At 36.5% G+C, this 18538-nt stretch carries 16 protein-coding genes; 1 reads left to right on the top strand and 15 read right to left on the bottom strand.

The features are described 5' to 3' along the window. Positions 1 to 15: 15 nt before the first annotated feature. The 15 genes from pglX to ACYPXO_RS00355 all read right to left on the bottom strand — a co-directional run bounded on the left by pglX (position 16) and on the right by ACYPXO_RS00355 (position 16068). Complete coding sequence (gene pglX / locus ACYPXO_RS00425) at positions 16 to 3600, bottom strand: BREX-1 system adenine-specific DNA-methyltransferase PglX (protein ID WP_459638782.1); 3585 nt, start codon at positions 3598 to 3600, stop codon at positions 16 to 18. A gap of 25 nt (positions 3601 to 3625) precedes the next feature. After that, positions 3626 to 7231, bottom strand: coding sequence for a BREX system P-loop protein BrxC (brxC, locus tag ACYPXO_RS00420; RefSeq protein ID WP_459638781.1), 3606 nt, complete (start codon positions 7229 to 7231; stop codon positions 3626 to 3628). Between the two features lie 19 nt (positions 7232 to 7250). After that, complete coding sequence (locus tag ACYPXO_RS00415; RefSeq protein WP_459638780.1) at positions 7251 to 7838, bottom strand: DUF1788 domain-containing protein; 588 nt, start codon at positions 7836 to 7838, stop codon at positions 7251 to 7253. A gap of 2 nt (positions 7839 to 7840) precedes the next feature. Further along, positions 7841 to 8431, bottom strand: coding sequence for a DUF1819 family protein (locus tag ACYPXO_RS00410; RefSeq protein WP_459638779.1), 591 nt, complete (start codon positions 8429 to 8431; stop codon positions 7841 to 7843). Further along, a complete protein-coding gene (locus ACYPXO_RS00405) occupies positions 8431 to 8652 on the bottom strand; it encodes a helix-turn-helix domain-containing protein (RefSeq protein WP_459638778.1) in 222 nt (73 codons plus the stop codon). Before ACYPXO_RS00405 ends, ACYPXO_RS00410 begins: the two co-directional genes overlap by 1 nt. A gap of 209 nt (positions 8653 to 8861) precedes the next feature. Further along, positions 8862 to 9683: a zinc ribbon domain-containing protein gene (locus ACYPXO_RS00400; RefSeq protein WP_459638777.1), complete on the bottom strand. Its 822-nt coding sequence runs from the start codon at positions 9681 to 9683 to the stop codon at positions 8862 to 8864. After that, the gene (locus tag ACYPXO_RS00395; RefSeq protein ID WP_459638776.1) at positions 9637 to 10221 is read right to left on the bottom strand and encodes a hypothetical protein; all 585 of its coding nucleotides are present in this window, start codon (positions 10219 to 10221) and stop codon (positions 9637 to 9639) included. The genes ACYPXO_RS00400 and ACYPXO_RS00395 overlap by 47 nt, the downstream gene beginning before the upstream one ends. A 21-nt stretch (positions 10222 to 10242) precedes the next feature. Next, a complete protein-coding gene (locus ACYPXO_RS00390; RefSeq protein WP_459638775.1) occupies positions 10243 to 10857 on the bottom strand; it encodes a 3'-5' exonuclease family protein in 615 nt (204 codons plus the stop codon). Further along, a complete protein-coding gene (locus tag ACYPXO_RS00385; protein WP_459638774.1) occupies positions 10857 to 11510 on the bottom strand; it encodes a vWA domain-containing protein in 654 nt (217 codons plus the stop codon). The genes ACYPXO_RS00390 and ACYPXO_RS00385 overlap by 1 nt, the downstream gene beginning before the upstream one ends. A 98-nt stretch (positions 11511 to 11608) precedes the next feature. Further along, complete coding sequence (locus ACYPXO_RS00380; RefSeq protein WP_459638773.1) at positions 11609 to 12244, bottom strand: hypothetical protein; 636 nt, start codon at positions 12242 to 12244, stop codon at positions 11609 to 11611. A 24-nt stretch (positions 12245 to 12268) separates the two neighbouring features. Continuing rightward, positions 12269 to 12583 (bottom strand): hypothetical protein, encoded by a 315-nt coding sequence (locus tag ACYPXO_RS00375; RefSeq protein ID WP_342982275.1) that lies wholly within the window; start codon positions 12581 to 12583, stop codon positions 12269 to 12271. Positions 12584 to 12778: 195 nt separating this feature from the next. Next, a complete protein-coding gene (locus ACYPXO_RS00370; RefSeq protein WP_459638772.1) occupies positions 12779 to 13729 on the bottom strand; it encodes an LPD25 domain-containing protein in 951 nt (316 codons plus the stop codon). A 73-nt stretch (positions 13730 to 13802) separates the two neighbouring features. Further along, a complete protein-coding gene (locus ACYPXO_RS00365) occupies positions 13803 to 13991 on the bottom strand; it encodes a transposase (RefSeq protein ID WP_459638771.1) in 189 nt (62 codons plus the stop codon). 219 nt (positions 13992 to 14210) lie between these two features. Further along, on the bottom strand, positions 14211 to 14756 hold the full coding sequence (locus ACYPXO_RS00360) for a T6SS immunity protein Tdi1 domain-containing protein (protein ID WP_459638770.1): 546 nt from the start codon (positions 14754 to 14756) through the stop codon (positions 14211 to 14213). Between the two features lie 394 nt (positions 14757 to 15150). Next, positions 15151 to 16068, bottom strand: a complete 918-nt coding sequence (locus ACYPXO_RS00355) for an aldo/keto reductase (protein ID WP_459638769.1) — start codon at positions 16066 to 16068, stop codon at positions 15151 to 15153. A 311-nt stretch (positions 16069 to 16379) separates the two neighbouring features. Here ACYPXO_RS00355 and ACYPXO_RS00350 point away from each other — a divergent pair, with 311 nt between their 5' ends. Continuing rightward, positions 16380 to 18506 carry a CocE/NonD family hydrolase gene (locus ACYPXO_RS00350; RefSeq protein WP_459638768.1) on the top strand — a complete coding sequence of 709 codons (2127 nt, stop codon included), beginning with the start codon at positions 16380 to 16382 and terminating at the stop codon, positions 18504 to 18506. The last annotated feature ends 32 nt before the right edge of the window (positions 18507 to 18538 follow it).

The following is an 18538-nucleotide window of genomic DNA, read 5'->3' as shown; positions in this document are numbered from 1 at the left end:
ATGTCTTCCCACTTTCTATTTTAATTTTGCCAGAAGATCCACTTTTAAAGCTTTCTTTCCCTCCTGGGCAACTTCCACTCCCTGGAATTTCTCATAGTTTACTTTCACGCCATCATCCAGATCAATTTCAATTCTCTTATTGGCAATATGAGCAATAGCTTCATCATAAATCTTCATTTCTGCAAGCTGCTTTGTATATTTCGTCACTGCTTTGGTTGCCTTTGATTTTTCTGAGACTGATGATGCATTGTCAATGGTATACTGAGCACTCTGCATAGCTGTCTCTACATATTTCTGTGCTCGATGTAAGTAATCGGTTCTTACTCTACCAACAGTGTCTGCATCATAACGGTGCATGTAAATCAGTGCTTTAAATCCATTTTGCTTTCCACTGTCAAAAAGCCAGTAAATTGGTCGTTTTCCTGCACCTCTTGAAGTATACAGATTGCAATGATCCGTATAAAAATCATTCAAGAAATACTGTCTGAAAATCTTTTTATAATCGTCTTCTTTAGATAAAGCGTGGGAAATAAATAACATGTTTTCCTTAACATTCTCTTCTCCAAAAGTAGTTGCAATAAATCTTTCAAACATTCCAACTATATCATCATCAAAGTATTCTTCATCACAAATGGGTATAATATTATCCGCATCCACAGGAAAAGTTTCAGAATCTAGATTATTCCAATTTTCGCCCGCAAAAACAAGCCCACTTTTGTCAATCGAATAACGACCTAGCATACATCCCACTGCATACGAAATCAATGCTTTCATGTCATTTATATAATTGGGTTTACTAATAGTAATTTCGTCATCTTCCACATCTGCCGAAATAACTGCATTTACATTATATATTTCACCAAATATTTCATTTATTCTTTTCTCATTTTCTTTGACTTTTAAAAATTCAAATTTTTTTTCTTCGCAATATTCAGCATATATTTCTGATAGTAATCCTTTTTCCCCGATTAGTGGATTTCTTTCAAAATCCCAACTCTTCTCATATGAATCCCAATCTTTTTTACATAATTCTATGTTCTGTTTTACTAATATTTCAATCTCATCTTTATATTTCTTGCTAAAAAGAATTGGTAAACTTCCAATATGTCCTACTTCAAAATTAAGTGTCGGACTAATTAGTGATAAAATATAAGAATTCACTTTTGAATTCATATATCCAAGCAAATAAAACAATTGCTCTTGATCCGTAAACAAGGTACACCCTGCAACATCAAACAAAAAACCATGAGGCACGTATCGCATAGAAAAATTACTACTGGTAATTTTACACCACGATATTCCTTCTTTAAAATAATATTGTGGACTTCTTATTACACTTCCTTTAAAATTTCTGAGTTCCATGCCATCGTTTTCCCAATTGATTATATATTCATTATTTCCATACCATTTTTTAAATCCACCACCTTTATTATATGGAAACCATTTAAGCAATGATTTCTTTGCCTCATCACAATTTCTTGCTTTTAAACAAATTTTGTTTCTATCAACTTCAAACCACAATCTTAAAAATCTATTATTATCTGCTGTAGCAAGTCCCTGTTTAGGTTCTGCAAAAGAATCAACTCTTTTTCCTACCTTAAAGCAATCTATTATTGCATTTTTAACCCAATAAGCAATAGGCATCCCCGGCATAGTATTAAATTGTGCCTGATTAAATTTAAATCTATATCCACAATTACAGTCTTTCACCGCTTCTAATACTTTAATTGACTGATTGTCTGCCCCTTTGAACTCTGATAACCTTACATATTCACCATAAGCTTTATCTCCAATTTGTTTTTTTAGTGTAAAAGTGCAAACTGGAACACAAGCCGCTTCAAACGCATTATACTCAAGTTGAACTAGCGATGTGATAGTTGTTTCACTCAAGATTTTTTTTCTAATTTCTTCATAAGTACTTATAAACATCCACACATAAGGTGTAAGCATTCCAATTGCTCCATCTTTCTTACACATTTCAATTATACGTACAATAAATGCTGAAAACACATCACTTTTATATTTTTTGTAATTATTTTCAATAAATACTTTTAGTTCTTTAGGCAAGAATTTATTTCCTATATATGGAGGGTTTGTTATTACCACGTCATATTTATTTATTAAAATCCCAGCAATTTTTAAATAATCTTTCACAACTTCAACTGCATATTTCTGATAAGAAAACGAAATCAAATCATCACAATATACTCGCTCAATCTCTTCGATACGTTCTAGTACCCCTGTATAGTCTCTTGTAAAAGGTGTAATTAAACTTCCAATTTCTCCAAGATTCTTGAATATTTCTGATATTTCGCTTAATATATCACTATATTCATTATTTCCATTTGCTATGAATTGAATAACATGATCGTCTAATCTTTCCATATTATTCAAGCAACAAATATTTAAACTGATTTTTTTCTTAAATATTCTTCTGCAGTATTTTCTTGCTATCATCATAATTGAAAAATACGCTAATTGATATGCACGTTTTGATATATCTAATCCATATAAATTATTAGTTAAAATCAGTTCTGCCGCCTCATTCTTTCCATAACCACATTTCTCATATATCTGCATTAAAACTTCAAACGCATATACTAAAATGTGTCCACTTCCCATACAAGGATCTATTATTTTAATATCCTCTGGATTTATAAAAGTCCGTTTATCTTCCTTAACATCATCATTGGCAAGATAATAATCCCATCCCATTTCTACTGGATCTTCATTTGTTGTTTCTATCCAAGCTCGCCCCAAACTGTTTTGAACCATATATTTTACAATCCAGTCTGAAGTAAAAATCTGCGTAACAAACGGTACATCTTTACTCTTATACTGTTTTTTTGCATTTATCAGTGCATCCTTCGGATCATTTATATAATATTGATATAACCATCCGATAATTTCTACCTGTCCTATCGAATTACCTTCGTCATCCAGTGTAGATACATTAAAATCAGCTTCTGGAATACCTGTCTCTGGATTCACTAGCATATAAATGACATCATCTTTATTGGTGTAGGAAATACCAAACAGCAATTCCATATAATCAGAGTCTGCCTCAAAAAGTCCCGGCAGGATATCATGTAGCTGATGACACTGTTTCAGGAATAATTTGCAGTACAGTTTATCCGTATCTTCTGATGTACCGCTCATTTTCCAATTGATGATCTCTTCTTTTTCCTGTGCAGTCAGGTCTAAATCAACATCTGGTGCCTGTGTCACGAGATCCGGTTCCATCTTTCCTTCTTTTTCAGAGGAAAGTACACGAACTCTGTTTGGAAGATAGTCGTTCACTTCCATAAAACGGATTGCACAGATTCGGTTGAACCAGGTATAAGCTACTTCTTCTACGACAGCCTCAAATCCACGGGATTCAATCTGTGATACCAGTCGTCTTCTCTGTTCACACTGCCTTTTATTCAGTGTTACCTCTGTTCCTGCAACCGTCTGATATACTTCAAAATCTGGTCCTTTTGTGATTGCTTCACTACAGGATTTTTCTGTAATGCCTAGCATACCGGCTTTATCTGTAACCGAATCGATCAACTTCTTTCTTGCTTCTATGGCAAATTTCTTTATCGCATTCTTGTTCATGTATTGTTTCCTCCTACCGGAATGATTAACTTAATGTAATAATCGTATTTTCATCCAGCTCATTTAATAATTTTTTCTTCATCTCTGCCAGGAACTTGTCAATATCCTGTTCATTCTCAATCGAATAGGTTCTCGCACCTGCCACGTTACTAATGGATACGTTCTTACGTTTCTTTGGTTTTGGCTGCACTGGCGGTGTTACCGGTTTCGGTGGTTCTATATTACCGCCACCTGTCGGTGGTGTCACCGGGGTTACATGCGGTGCCGGTTTTGGACTATGTGCTTCTTCATATTCTGTAATCTCATCCATACAGCGAAGCTTCAAAGTATCACTTTCCAGTCTGATATTTTTAACAGATGCAATCTCATGGGATGTATCCAGCTTCTGCTTCAGTTCTGCAAAAGCATTTACGAACTTGTCTCTGAATACAGCGGCGAATTCTTTCTCATCCAGTGTATGTAATACTTTTTCCAGATCATCTTCTACAATTGGACGCATCTCTTCTGCTTCTTTTTCCAGTAAGGCTCCATACTGCTGTACGAATTTCACAGACATATCCGGCAGTTTCTGAATCTGGCTAAATGGATTTTTCGCTGTTACAATAGCTTCCATCTGGGCAACATTATCCATAATTTCCTGTTCACGGACATAGGTCTTACTGTTTTCAAACATCTGGATCTGTTCCAGTGCTTTTTCAAAGATCTTTTTCTGACCGCCTTTGAAGAAGTCAAATACCGGTGCAGTATCATCTGCATCGTCTAACAGATCATCTCGCTTTTTATCTACTGTTTTAAAGAACTCTACCGGCTCTTTGATAGCCAGAAGTTCTTCCAGATTCTTCTTCGCCTGTTCCATTAATGATTTGCATGGCAACTTCGGATTTACACGATATTCAATCATGATTTCCCCGAAGGTATCCAGTTTATCCTGTGCCTTGTTTTTGAAGGTTTTCATAATGGTATCGTCATCATCACTAGATAAGGAATAACCAAAATAATCTTTCAATACTTCTTTTACCGAACGGATCTGTCCGTCTGTCGCTCTTTCTCTGATATCAATGAGCAGTTTCTCCACAAACTCACGCTTTGTCAGATATCTTACCAATTCCTCTTTGGTATTGGACAGCATAGATAAGCTCTGACTGTTATAAGTCAAAGATACTCTTCCCATCTTAAAGAGCATGGCAGCCAACCACTGTACGTCTTTCGGATCAAATCCATAGGGAGCTGCCCCGAATTTATCCTGCAGGGATTTCAGAGAAGTTTTCATATGTCTTGCATTGTTAAGACCGATGACCTGAATCACTTCTTCCAGGGCCAGTTTATTTGGTGTAGTGTCACTGGTTCCAAGGAAGGATAACTGTCCATCGTTCCCATTAAATGCTGCCGCAATATCAGAAAGCTCCGGCGCGGTCTCCATGTAGGTCAGCTTGTTATACTGCATGGCCACCAGTTTGCCAAGGGCCTCATTGATACGGCTTGAAGGATCTTTTGGTGCGATATTTGCTTTATCTCCATTGACATAGATATCTGCATACTTCAAAGCTTCCTCAATAAAGATACGGATACGGTCTTTCTTTTCCATACGTTCATCTTCTTTTGCACGGCGAATACTGTCAAAACTTCCTCTTGCACCAGAAGCATTTTTATTCAGGAATTTATAGATCTTAATGGATTCTGTAATTTCATCCAGGAATGTACTATCGTTCGGTAATTTTACAATCACACTATGCTCCTGTGCAGAAAGCATACGCAGAGCAGAATCCGGATAATCTTCTCCATACGGTGTGATAATCGATACTCCGATATCATTGGACTGATTTCCCTTGAAATATCGGTCATCTACTTTCTGGTTGAATGGGAATAAATAACGGCTGCTGTAACGATATTTTTTATCTGTAAAGATTTCCTCGAAGATGACTGTAGATGCCTCTCCGATAATCTCTCCCATTTCTACCGATTCGTTATTAATCACATTATTGATTTCCTGCTCTTCATTGGTCAGGAAGATATAGATTTCTCCATTCTTCTGTACCAGTGTCTCACGGATCAGTTTCTTTAAAGATTCTTCGATTTTTCCACGAATTTCAATACGGTCATCGTCAATATTGGAGATCATCAGCGTAGTAAGATTATCTACATTTGCTTTGATCTCTTTGACGTATTTAATCATAAACAGCACTTTCAGCAACTCCACATCGAACTCGTCCAGTCTGCTATTGTCCTCTGCATCTGTAATGACCTGGCTGTGCTGATGGTCAATGAATTTATGCAGTGGATCATAGAAGTAGCTAAACGGTACCAGTACACCTTCCTGGCTGTCTTTTAACCGGATTGCAGACTCCTGGAACAGTGCCAACATAGAACGGGACTGATCGGATAAGTGCTTTCCACTAGCTCCATGAGTACGCACCGCTGTCAGTACCTGTCCAAGTAAATTAAACTGATATGGGATAAACGGATAACAGTCAGCGAAATCCATCTTATCTGTATATAATTTTTTGTCTGCAGTATCCGCTGTGAACGTAATCAAATTCTTTATAATAGATTCTTTCTGCTCATATAACAGCTTCAATGCAGATTCTGCGATCTCATTTTTCTCCAGGATACGTTTCCGGATGACTTCATCTACATTGGATGCAGACAAGGATAATCTGGTATCAAAACGTCCCTGAATCTTGGAGAAGTCATTTCCTTTTGTCTTTGTGATAGAGTCAATATCTTCCTGGCTGGTAACGATCACCCATGCCTTTCCTCTGCAGGCAGTTCCCAGATCTTCTACGATAGTCTGCAGATTCAGCATTAACTGGGTATCATCCGCAATGTACTGTCCGATCTCATCTACAAGGAAAATAACGTGATGGTTCGGTCCTTTTTTCTCACAGTACTCTTTGACCAGAGATACAAACTTCTCAATACTGAGGTCATAACTTCCCTTGGCATTCTTACACCAATTGCGGGCAGCCTCCTCACTCATGAAATCCATAGCCACGATTGTTTTTACGATTTTATCCTGAATAACTGCAAAAGCCTGTCTCTTCTTCTCCCAAGGTGCCCCTGCGATCTCTTCAAATTTCTCTTTGAACTCTTCAAATCTGCCTTCGTTGTCCAGTTGGCGTTCAAATTCTGCCAGATATGGAATCGAACCGCAGTATCCCTGCATCTCATTGAAGACTTTCATAAATACTTCTACGATAGCCTCTTTACCGGATCCAACTTTTGCTGAACCTTTGGAATCAATATTAAAGAGCATGACATCGGAAGAAATGGTTCCGGAATTGGTCATTTTTGCAATAAGCATCGGATCTTCAATCTTCTTGCCATCCGTAAAGTATTCGATGGCTCTCTTTCCCTCTACCACACTGTTTTTCAGCAGGTAGGACAGAATCTTTAAGAAGTGGGATTTACCACTTCCAAAGAAACCGGAGATCCAGACACCCATTTTGTCTGTATTGTTATGGATTCCCTTTTCATAGTTATCGAAAAAATCACGGAAATGTTTTAACAATTCTTTTGTTACTACATATTCGTCCAATTCCTGATATACGTTTTCTTCATCAGACTGACCTACTTTGATGACGCCCTTAATATCACGGTCAATCGGTTTTTCAAACATCTCTTTAATCTGCATACTCTTTTCTCCTTCGTCTTTACACAAGCCGGAATGCCCGGTAATAATTTCTGGAATCCATGGTCCCAAATAATTTCAGATCCTGGCCACTGTATTCTCCAGGATAAAACATCACAACTGGTACACTGTCCAGTACCTGATGTAAATTGTTCAAAATATTATGGCTTGCAATGATCGGATGGCATTTTCCAACTCCTGTCAAAAAGATTACGCTGTCTGTCAGATCTTCCTGTAAAATCTTCGAGATAATCAGGTTCAGTTCGTTCGTTTCATCCAGTCCCAATGTCTCTACCAGACTGTCTGCCATATCAAAAAAGCCATTATCTTTTTCCAGATCAAAGAAGGCTTCCAGATATCCTTCTTCCTCCAACACCTGAATCATCGTATGAAACAGGTCAAATTCTATGATTTTAAAATCTTTATTTCCATTGTTGATTCGGTCTTTTAAATATGCGATATGATTGCGCACTTCCAGTTCAGTTCTCGGATCGTAATCAAACACATAATATCCGACTTCATTTCCAAGTCCTTTATTTTCACGGAAAGACTTTTCAGAAATCTTATCTTCAATCCGGTTCAGTCTTTCTTCCAAACTTAATCTTGCCATCCTTAGCCTCCCTTCACTGCCTTCAAGTATTCTCCAAGCCCATTTGCAGTCAGTAATTCTTCTGTCCGGTAATCAATATGAATTGGCTTTATTGTTCTTGGTTTTGCGCTGCTTTCCAGTAATCCTGCCTCAAACATCATTCTGGTAAAGCACTGTTTTAACTTCCGTACTGCAGTATCTGTCCAGCCAGCAACCACATCACTCTGCATTGCCTTATCTGCAAAAAAGACATTCAGATCCCGGTCTGTGATCTCTTTTTCACCTAAGCGAATCTTCTCGTCGTATACTTCATGTAAAAACTCAAAAAATAATCTGCTGTCCATCAAAATTGCAATCAGATTCAGAATCTTTGCGGTTTCTACATCACAAGTGATAAATGCCTGTAATACCGCTTCCGGTAAGGCAGATACCCTTCGGTATGTTCCATTTAACACCTCATAGGCTCGATATTCTGCTTTCACCTGATAGATATTTTCCTCCCAGGCAATCTTGCGGATATCCACCTTGCTAAGTCCTTCCAGAATATAACCTGCTGTTTTTCTGGACTCTTGCAGCCAGAATAATTTTGATGTAAGTCCTGCACTGTATTCCATTATTGTCCACCATCCTTTCTTTCTTTTTCATAATGGACAATATCTCCGAAATCACAATCTAACTTCTCGCAGATCTTTTCCAGAACCTTCATGGAAACCAGCTCTCCATTGGTCATTTTTGCCACAGTACTGCTGCTGATTCCCACCTGGTTCATCATATCCACTTTCTTCATATTTTTATCAATTAATAGTTTCCAAAGTCCGTTGTATGATACTGCCATCTCTTCTACCTCTTCATTTATACACATATACACAACTTATGGTTTTCTTTTATTTAAGAAAGTATATTTTTCTTGTCCGTTCTGATACTTTCAATCTTTATTATTGTATCATATCTGATGTATTTCTTCAATGAGAAGTACAAATCAAAACTTCGACTTTACGAATACTATATTTGAAAATTCTGAAGTATATCGCCTGTCTTTCTCTACTATTCTTCCAAATACATTTTCAGCGCATTGTAGCAATTAAGTGTCTCATTATCTGCATCATTAAAGTTCTGGGAATAGGTCTGTAAACTTCCTGTTGGATCTGTCGCCAGATTCGTCAATGATATATACGCATCATACAATTCTGATAATGATTCATATGCATCCTTATACTCTTCCGGGGGATTCTTTAATTTCTTCATCAGCGAGTTCACGGTATCCTTATTGTCATTGATATCTGCTATCTGGCTGCTGAAACTGCTGTCTGAAAAGAGGTTTTTCAGTGCTTCATTAAAATCAGATACATAGTATCCATTTGGTCTTGTATATTTGTCTGTCGCACTGTTCCTTTCCTCATAGATAGCGTTGTACCACACCTGCTTGATCAGATTTCCACATGTTTCTGCATCGCTGGCACTGGAAAGCATGGAATACGCTGCCATATTCAGATTGGTACCATATTCCTCACTCTGCTTCTGAGCTTCTGCCTTTGCTGCGACATTCTTCTTATGTGTCTGTACTCCAAGGGCTGTGATAATTGCTACAACAATAACTGCTATCGTTGCAATCGCAATTATTTTCTTTGATTTTTTTGTTATCTTCACACCGGTGACTTCTACCTGCTGTGGAGTTTTTTCTGTCTCAATAATATTTTCTATCGGACAACCACATTTCGGACAGGTATCCATCCCTTCTTCCAGTTCTGCTCCGCAGTCCGGACAGCATTTCTTTTCTTCTGGAACCAACACTGTTCCACAATGCACACATTTCTTCGCCTTATCCGATATTTGTTCGCCGCAATTCGGGCATGTTGTCATAGCCATAATCTTTTTCCTCCGTATTTTTCATTTTCAATTCCATCTCTACCATTTCCAGTAATTTTTCCAGTCTGCTTTTCTTTGACATACGTTTCACAGTCCCTACGTCATGATATTTTATATACTGGATCACCTCAAAAAAATTCTCTGATGGCAGCTTTTGTTTATGATATCCTTCTGTACATTTCATTTTCTGCTTTTTGAAATATTGAGATTTATTGGTTCTGTAATTTTCATGAAATAGTTCTTTCACCTTATCTTCCTGCAGATAAACAATCCATCTTGAAAAGGCTGTCCTTACAAATACAGCATTACTACTGACACTATAAGATAACTGGAACCATTTGCAGATTTTTTCTATATTACTTTCCGTAGGTGGAAGCTGTTTTAGATCTTCTCTGTTTTTCTTGTTTTTTGCTTTTTGTATACTATTAAATTCCCACTCCAATCGTTTCCAGTTTTGCTTCTTACCGCAGCATTTACACACTGTATACCCTCTGAAAATCATACTTTTAGGAACTACCACTTTTCTTTCTGCCGACATACTTTGCACATATCGACAATTCTATGTATGTAACATCCTCGTAGCATCATTTGCATAGCAATTCTCTGTAGCTGTCATGCCACTATATTGTTGAAAACATTGATAAAAAAGCTGATAGAGATAATTAGCATCATGTTTCGCATAATGAAGATAATTTGGAACATACTCAATACCAGAACATATCAATGCATTTTCAAATCCAATTTGATCATTACCACTTCCTGCAATTACTCTCAAAACGTCCTGTAAAACCACTACTCTGTGCCTTTTTATCGTGATACCATATTTTCTCATATCTCTCAGGAATAAATCATAAGCATCTCTGCTCCACACTATTAAATGACAATATTGTGGAAAAGATTGTACAAACTTTTCGAGTACTGCTTTTTCCTCGTTGCCTTGCATAATATTTGCTAATGGTGTATGCGATAGGATTTCTGTTTTTTTATTAAATAGTTTTGGATCACTTAATCTGATTGCCTTAGAAAATGTTTTTACTTTTTGTATTTGTTCATCAGCAACTACTACCCCTATCTGAATTGCCTCCCGCCCATCCAGATCAGATGTTCCTGGTGCCTGATTCCACTCTATATCAAGAAACAGATATTCAATTTTTTCGCTTTTAACATCTTCCACTATTTTTTCCCTTCTTTGTATGCCTGAATCTCATCTGCCCAATGATCGTCCATAAAATCCATCATTGCATCACTTTCAACAACTTTTGAAATTGCTTTTCCTACAGCTTTAAAATTTAATTCAACGCCCTTGGAATCATTTTCATATGTTATAGATCTGTTTCTGGCAATCCCTATCTTCTCAGCCTCTCTTCCTGCATCAATATTGGCACCCAGAAACAGAAACTCCCATCCGCACTCTTTCTTTGCTTCTATCTTTCTCCTAATCTGCTCCTGTGTGAAATGCTCACTGGAATTTTCTAATCCATCTGTAGTAATAACAAATATGATTTTTCCTGCCCTGTGATCCTCCGGAAGATGTTTCTGTACATTTTCCATTTTTTCAATTGCTGTTCCAACTGCATCTAATAAAGCGGTACAGCCACGCACAAAGTATTCTTTTTCTGTAAGTGGTTCGATGATCTCCACCGGAAATCTGTCATGAATGATATCTACTTCATCATCAAATAAAATAGTGGTCACATTTACTTTCTTTCCCTGCGCCTTTTGCTTTGCGATCATGCCGTTAAATCCGCCAATCGTATCACTTTCCAGACCACCCATTGATCCACTTCTGTCCAAAATAAAAACCAACTCAGTTAATTCTGTATTCATGTGATTACCTCCTCTGGTATTTGTTGTTAATCACATTTTATCTACAGAACCAACTGGGTTGGTCGCCTGTCAGGTGACATTGCACCTAAAATATTTTGTTAAAACACTGGCTGTCCATACGCATCCAGCACATCATTGATTTCAAACATGTCATAAATCTTATTCTGCAAGAAATATGCCACGATAATATCTGTTTTGGAACTTCTAGATAATGCGAAACCGGCACTTGCCAATAAATCCTTTGCTTCATCCAGGGATAATTCCAGAGCAATCGTAAAAGCCAGTACCGTTTTTTTATTTGGAACATAATTGATATCTTTCCGGATTTTTGAAAAATGCCGACGATCCACATACGCCTTTGTATATGCTTCTGAATCAGTCATACCACGCTCATCAATCATTCGGAGTAATCTCTGTGAAAATGTTTCCTCCAACTGATTCATCAAATTATCAATATTTCTGTTTACCGACATCGTAGAAGACATACCTTTTTGTATTTTTGTCTTCTGCATCGTTGAAACATCAAATTCTTCCGGTAATATATCTTCTGACAAACTGCTTTCTTTTACAGGCTCTTCCTGCAAAGCCTTTTCTTCAACTCTCTTTTTCCGAAATTTTGTAATTTTATCAAAAATGGATTTCATTTCTTTATCCATTTTGATATCATCTTTTACCGGCTCATAATACTTATCTATGTATTTCCCTACCTCATCAATCAGCTTCTGATCTGCCATAATCTGTACCGCCTTTTATAATTCTTAATCATCGTAATGATTGAATCCACCTAAAAATCCTGGATTGCTATGCCCCCTCTTATGCCCTTTATCATCATAATGGTTCAAACCGCCAAAGAATCCTGGACGACTCTCACCTACTTTGTGCCCGTTATTATCATAGTGATTCATGCCACCAAAAAAAGAAGGCGAACTATGTCCAATTTTCTTTCCATTTGCATCATAATCGTTCATACCACCAAAGAATCCCGGTCGGCTCTCGCCTACTTTCTTTCCGTTTGCATCATAATGGTTTATGGATCCAAATAATCCTGGTCTGCTATATCCTTTTTTACTCATAACGTCATCCTCCTGACTCTATTAGCCTCTTGTTTGATCTCAGAATAACACACTTTTTCCATTTGGAAGTCGCATAACAGGCGACATTCTTTTATCTCATTTACAAACATTATACCATTTATAATTCTTCCGACAATACGCAAAAAAGCCGGAAGCCACGTTATCATCCATGGCCTCCGACTCATTATGCTTATACTACACTGTCCTTACACCCAAATCAGTTCCTCTCTCCGGCTTATATTTTCCCTGTTTTTCCTGGATGATTCTCTTATTGATTTCCAGGCGTTTATAGATTGAAGGTTTCTTTTCTTTTCCTGGCATTGCCTTTTTCTGTGCTACTGCCTTTCTTTCAGCTTTCCCTGCGTCCTTAACTGTTGTATTTGCTTCAACGCCAGCTCTTGTCACAGCTTCTCTGCTCTCAGTTTTCTCTGCTACCTGCTGTTCACGGCGTTCCTTCACACCTTTTTCTTCCAGACTGCAAAAGCTCTGCAAATACGCCAACACATGATTCTGCATATCCGTCAGATCTTCCATATACTTCTGGTACTCTTCATTGCCTTTTCCTTGCTGATAGCTAATCCAGCTTTCATCTGTCAATTTCATTTCATTCTGCATCTTTAGCTGACTAATGATACCGCCGTTTCCGGTACCAATCTCTATCTTACCTTGAAAATGATGCAGCATCTTGTCGCCCTTCTCAGCATAATATACTGTAAAAAACATCTGTGCTGTCGTTTTTGGTTCGTTGGTGTTTGGATCACGATCAGCATACCAGGCTTTGTCCTGTTCTACTGTTTTGGAATCCAAATCAGATAACTTCTGGCATCTTGGATTTCCCAGCTCACTTTTCTCACAATAATTCACATACACCATCGGCTCCAAATCTTTTGGAAACTCCGGTTCATAGGCTTTCAATCTTTCCAGCAATACACCTGCACAAACAGACTGATCACTTTCTTCGTCTACGATATCCTTCAGATACGAAATATAGGAATGAATACTCCCACTTCTCAAATCCAGCATTACTTCCTGTACCGTATTTTCTCCGATCTCCACATTATCCCGGTACTCATACGGATCAAATGCTTCTGCAATCTCATCCAGTGCCTCTGCCAACTGTTCCGTGGTCATCTTCTCTGGATACATTGCTTCCGGAATATTATAAAACCGTGCAAATCTGGACTTTGCACGATATCCTGTTCCTTCGGGATTGACTTTGTCAAGATGATTTTTTATGGTTTTCTAAAATTGATGATTTATCCGCCGAACAATCTTCCAATACTTCGTGCTTACAAATCTCTTGAAACACTGTATTCAAAGGCTTTTGGGCAGTTTCAGATTGTTTCACATTTACAATAAAAGTTGTTTTTCCTATTCGTGTTGAATAAGAACATTTACGCTCTTTCATATAGCTTGATCCTCCTTTTTTAATTTAGATTGCAGGACATTTCACTTAGAATGCCTACAAAAACATTTCATTTCATTTGAACATATCAAGAAGTCATTAAGTCGTGAGTATAGTCGAAGCGGACTAAAAATGACTTTCCATTTACAAATTTAGGCATAAGAAAAGCAGGAAGACCTTTTATGGCTTTCCTGCTCGGTGATACTACTTTAGGGATAGCAATTATTTAATTGTCAACATTTTTGTGATTAATTCCAGATGCTCTTTTATTTTCACTTTTTTTAAATTTTCTACTTTTTCACTGCCTCCTAACTGTAGTAAAGGCACATATCCAAAACATTCATCAAAATCAAGTTTACCATTTTCAATTACAGCTTCTTTATATTGTGAATTATCAAGAAAATCTTTTACATATTCAGGATTCATTATATCATTTAAAAAGTATTCAAATCCATCTTCAATAATATCAAATGTTCCTTTACGATATTTAACAATACCTAAGTATCTATTTTTCTCCCAAGTTATTATATCTCCAAATCCTGTAAGCATTACTGGAATAGAGTCCTTGCCTCTAAAATATGAATCATTTAACAATCCATTATATTCATTTGGATCGATAATTTTAATATAATTATCCATAAAACTTCCAAAACCATATTCCTCCCAAATATCTAATAGCTTCTCAGGAATTTTATTTTTATACAAACTTATAACATCTTGACCTACCTTTTCATAACTTTCAAAGTCCTCTAAAGCCTTGTATTTCATGGTTACCTCCTAATATTTGTTTATCAACCATCGGTCTTCTATTCTTATCTAATCGAATATTTCACGATATGATATAGCATCGCACTGGAGGAGAATCTCATTATGACAAATAATCTAAACTTAATGTAATCTCGCATTACTATGATCACAGAAATTTAGAATTACACTCAAAAGGTAAAATTACTGTCGAAGATACCGTTGGAAAATAATCGGCATTACGGATTTATTTTCAAAAAAATTATTAACTGACCGCTTTCTAAAATATTAAAAGTATCCTACATGATTGCAATCATGATATAAAACCACCACTAACTATTTTAATGTAAAAAGGAGTAAGATTTAAAAATCTCACTCCAAATGTTGACTAAAACCAATCAATAAAATTAAAACAGAATTACGGAAGTTGTTTCCCTGCCGCCATATATAATTCGTACCATTCTTCCCTGGTAAGCACTACTTCTGACGCCTTGCATATTTGTACAAGGCGTTCTTTATTCGTAGTTCCCACTATCGTTTGAATGTGAGCAGGATGTCGCAATATCCATGCAACAGCAATCGCATTATTAGAAACACCATATTTCTCAGCTATTTCATCAAGTTTCTTATTCAATTCTGGGAATTTCTCATTATTTAAAAACACACCTTCAAACATTCCATATTGGAATGGCGACCATGCCTGAATAGTAATATCTTTCAAACGACTATATTCCAATACCCCTCCATCTCTATTTGTCCCTGCATCATTATGAACATTTACATTGATTCCGGAATCAATAATATCACAATGTGCAATGCTAAACTGCAACTGATTTACCGTGATCTTATTTCCACAATATTTATTTAATAATTCCATCTGTATAGAATTCTGATTACTCACTCCAAAATAACGAACTTTTCCTGATGTTTCCAAAATATCAAATGCTTCCGCCACTTCTTCCGGCTCCATCAAAGTATCCGGACGGTGCAAAAGAAGAATGTCTAAATATTCTGTATTTAATCTTTTCAAACTTTCATCTACAGATTGTAAAATATGATCCTTTGAAAAATCATATGCAATCCCTGGACGAATTGCACATTTCGTCTGAATAATCATTTTTTCTCTCTGTGATGTATCCATAGCCTCTCCAAAAATATGCTCCGCTTCTCCACTGGCATAAATATCTGCGTGATCAAAAAAATTTATACCTTGATCCATCGCTGTATCAATCAATTTCCTTACGTTCTGATGATTTCCTAATTCCGTAATTCTCATGCACCCTAAACCAATAACCGGTACTCGAAAATTTGTCCTTCCCAAATTCATTGTTTTCATTGTTAATATTCCTCCCTATAATTCTTTGCTAAACAGAGTATAACAAATAAGATAACTTATTTCATCTAGTTTAATAAATCAAATATATAGTAAATACTGATATAATATATAACTCATAGGCAGAAACAAGTGGTATCAAAATATTCTGCCATTTCTCTTATCTTCCTATTCAGTAACTATCGCTCTACATAAATAGCAGAATTTCACATTTTTACAAGCGTTGACACTATTCAGAATAGTATCTATAATATTAATAAAAATACATTTAAAAATTATATTTTATTATAATTTTAATAATGAGGAGGTCAATTATGACAAACAAAAATTATAGTAATGTGCCGGTATTTGAAAACGGAATGGCACAACCTGTTTTTCCTTTTACTGATGGTAAAACAGGAGAAAAATATGATCCAAATACATCTTCAATTGTAAGATACTGTGTATATGTGGAATCTGATTATGATATGGACGAAGACGGAAAAAGAGATCTTGTAAAAGTTCTCGTTCAAGTTCCACGCAGTGCTGTAGAAGGCAATTACAAAGCGGCTTCCCTATTTGAAGCACGTCCATACTGTGCAGGCGTTCAGGAAGACGGGTATGCTCATATGAAAGAAGTCGAAAGTAAGGAGTATCGAAAATTTGATTTTACAAATCTTGACAAAATAGTTCCTGCTCGTATTCCTACAGATTACATCAGCGCTATGGATCTTGCATTAAAGGCTGACCCTGCTGACTGGTATTATCCGGACAAAGGCAATAATAACAGTATGGTTTATGAAAATCTTGATAATTTCAACTACTATCTTGTACGTGGTTTTGCTGTTATTGCAAGTGCAGGTTTCGGAGCACTTGGTTCTGATGGATTTAATTATGTAGGCTCTGATTATGAAAGAGATGCTTTCAAATTTGTTGTTGAATGGCTACATGGCGATCGTATTGCCTATGCAGATCGTGAAGGTACAATCGCAACTAAGGCTGACTGGTCAAATGGTAATGTTGCTATGACAGGTAGATCTTATGCCGGAACTATGCCATTTGCAGTAGCAACAACAGGTGTGGAAGGACTTAAGACAATCATTCCTGTTGCAGGAATCTCTGACTGGTATAGCCAGCAAAATCAACAAGGTGCACAACGTTACTGGCCTAAAGAAATGTTGAATAGTTTCCTTGCATATTTTTGTTCAAGTCGTTATAACGATACAACCTTAACAGAAAAACAACTTGATGATATTGCAGCATTCCACCATGAATTAAGCCTCCGCCAACTTAAATGTGGTTTTGATTATGATAAAGACTTCTGGGGAAGCGGAAACTATAGACTTAATGCAGATAAAATCAAATGTAGTGCATTAATCGTGCAAGGATTAAATGATGAAAATGTTTCTACAAAACAGTTTGAAATGATGCATAAATCTTTCGAAAAAGCCGGACAGACAGTAAAAGCAATTATTCATCAAGGACCACATATTACGCCTACTATGCCAAATAAAAACTATGGTATTCTTGTCGATGGAAAATTCTATGATGACATTGTGAATGAATGGATTTCTCATTATCTATATGATATAGACAATAATGCTGAAAACATGCCTGCTGTTTTGGCACAAAATAATGTTAATCAAAAAAAATGGGAAACAGAGAATTCTTGGACGACAGAACATACTATGAAACTTGAAAGTGCAGAAACAGGTGTAACTATCATTGATACAGACTGGGAAAAAGCGGATATCAGTGCAAAAAACTTTGACGATGTTGTGGCTCAAAAATCTACAAATATGAATAAACGTTATATTACCGCTCCATTTAAGGAGACTATGACTATACAGGGAACTGTTTGTGTCAACTTAAAAGCAGCATTAAAAGATGGTGATGCTGAAAACGACTTTAATCCTGAAAACAGAAATGATGCCGATATTCTTACAATGAAACTTGGCTCTTCTGCAGTTTCCGGAAAAATGGATGATGTTGAAATTACAGTTCTTCTCTGTGATGTTTGTGACGAAAAATTTGATAGCATTCAGACTGTAGATCCTGAAAGAAATATCATACCTGTCGTTACTGTAAAAGAAAATGGGATTATAAACGGCGGAGATCTTCCGGCTTTCAATGAAGTGGAATTTTCTACAGTGCACAAAAATTATCGAGTGATTACCCGTGCTTTTGCAGATCTTTGCAATCCGGAAGCAGGTTATGAACCAGAAACAGCAACTAATAGTATAAAACTTAAAAAAGGCGAATACCATAATTACCATATATATTTGAATGCAACAAGATATACTGTAGAACCAGGACATAGACTTGCAGTAGTAATTGCTACAGAAGACCCTGTAAACTGTCTGATTCACAAAACATATTCTATCGAAATTGAAAATGCTTCCGTAAATGCAGAAGTTCCGGTAACAAAAGTTTTTGAAAATTGCACACTAAATGCAAACTAAAATATATAATCATAAACAATAAATATCCACCC

This window comes from Faecalimonas canis (assembly GCF_054601575.1).
This window is presented reverse-complemented; position numbering and strand designations above follow the sequence as displayed.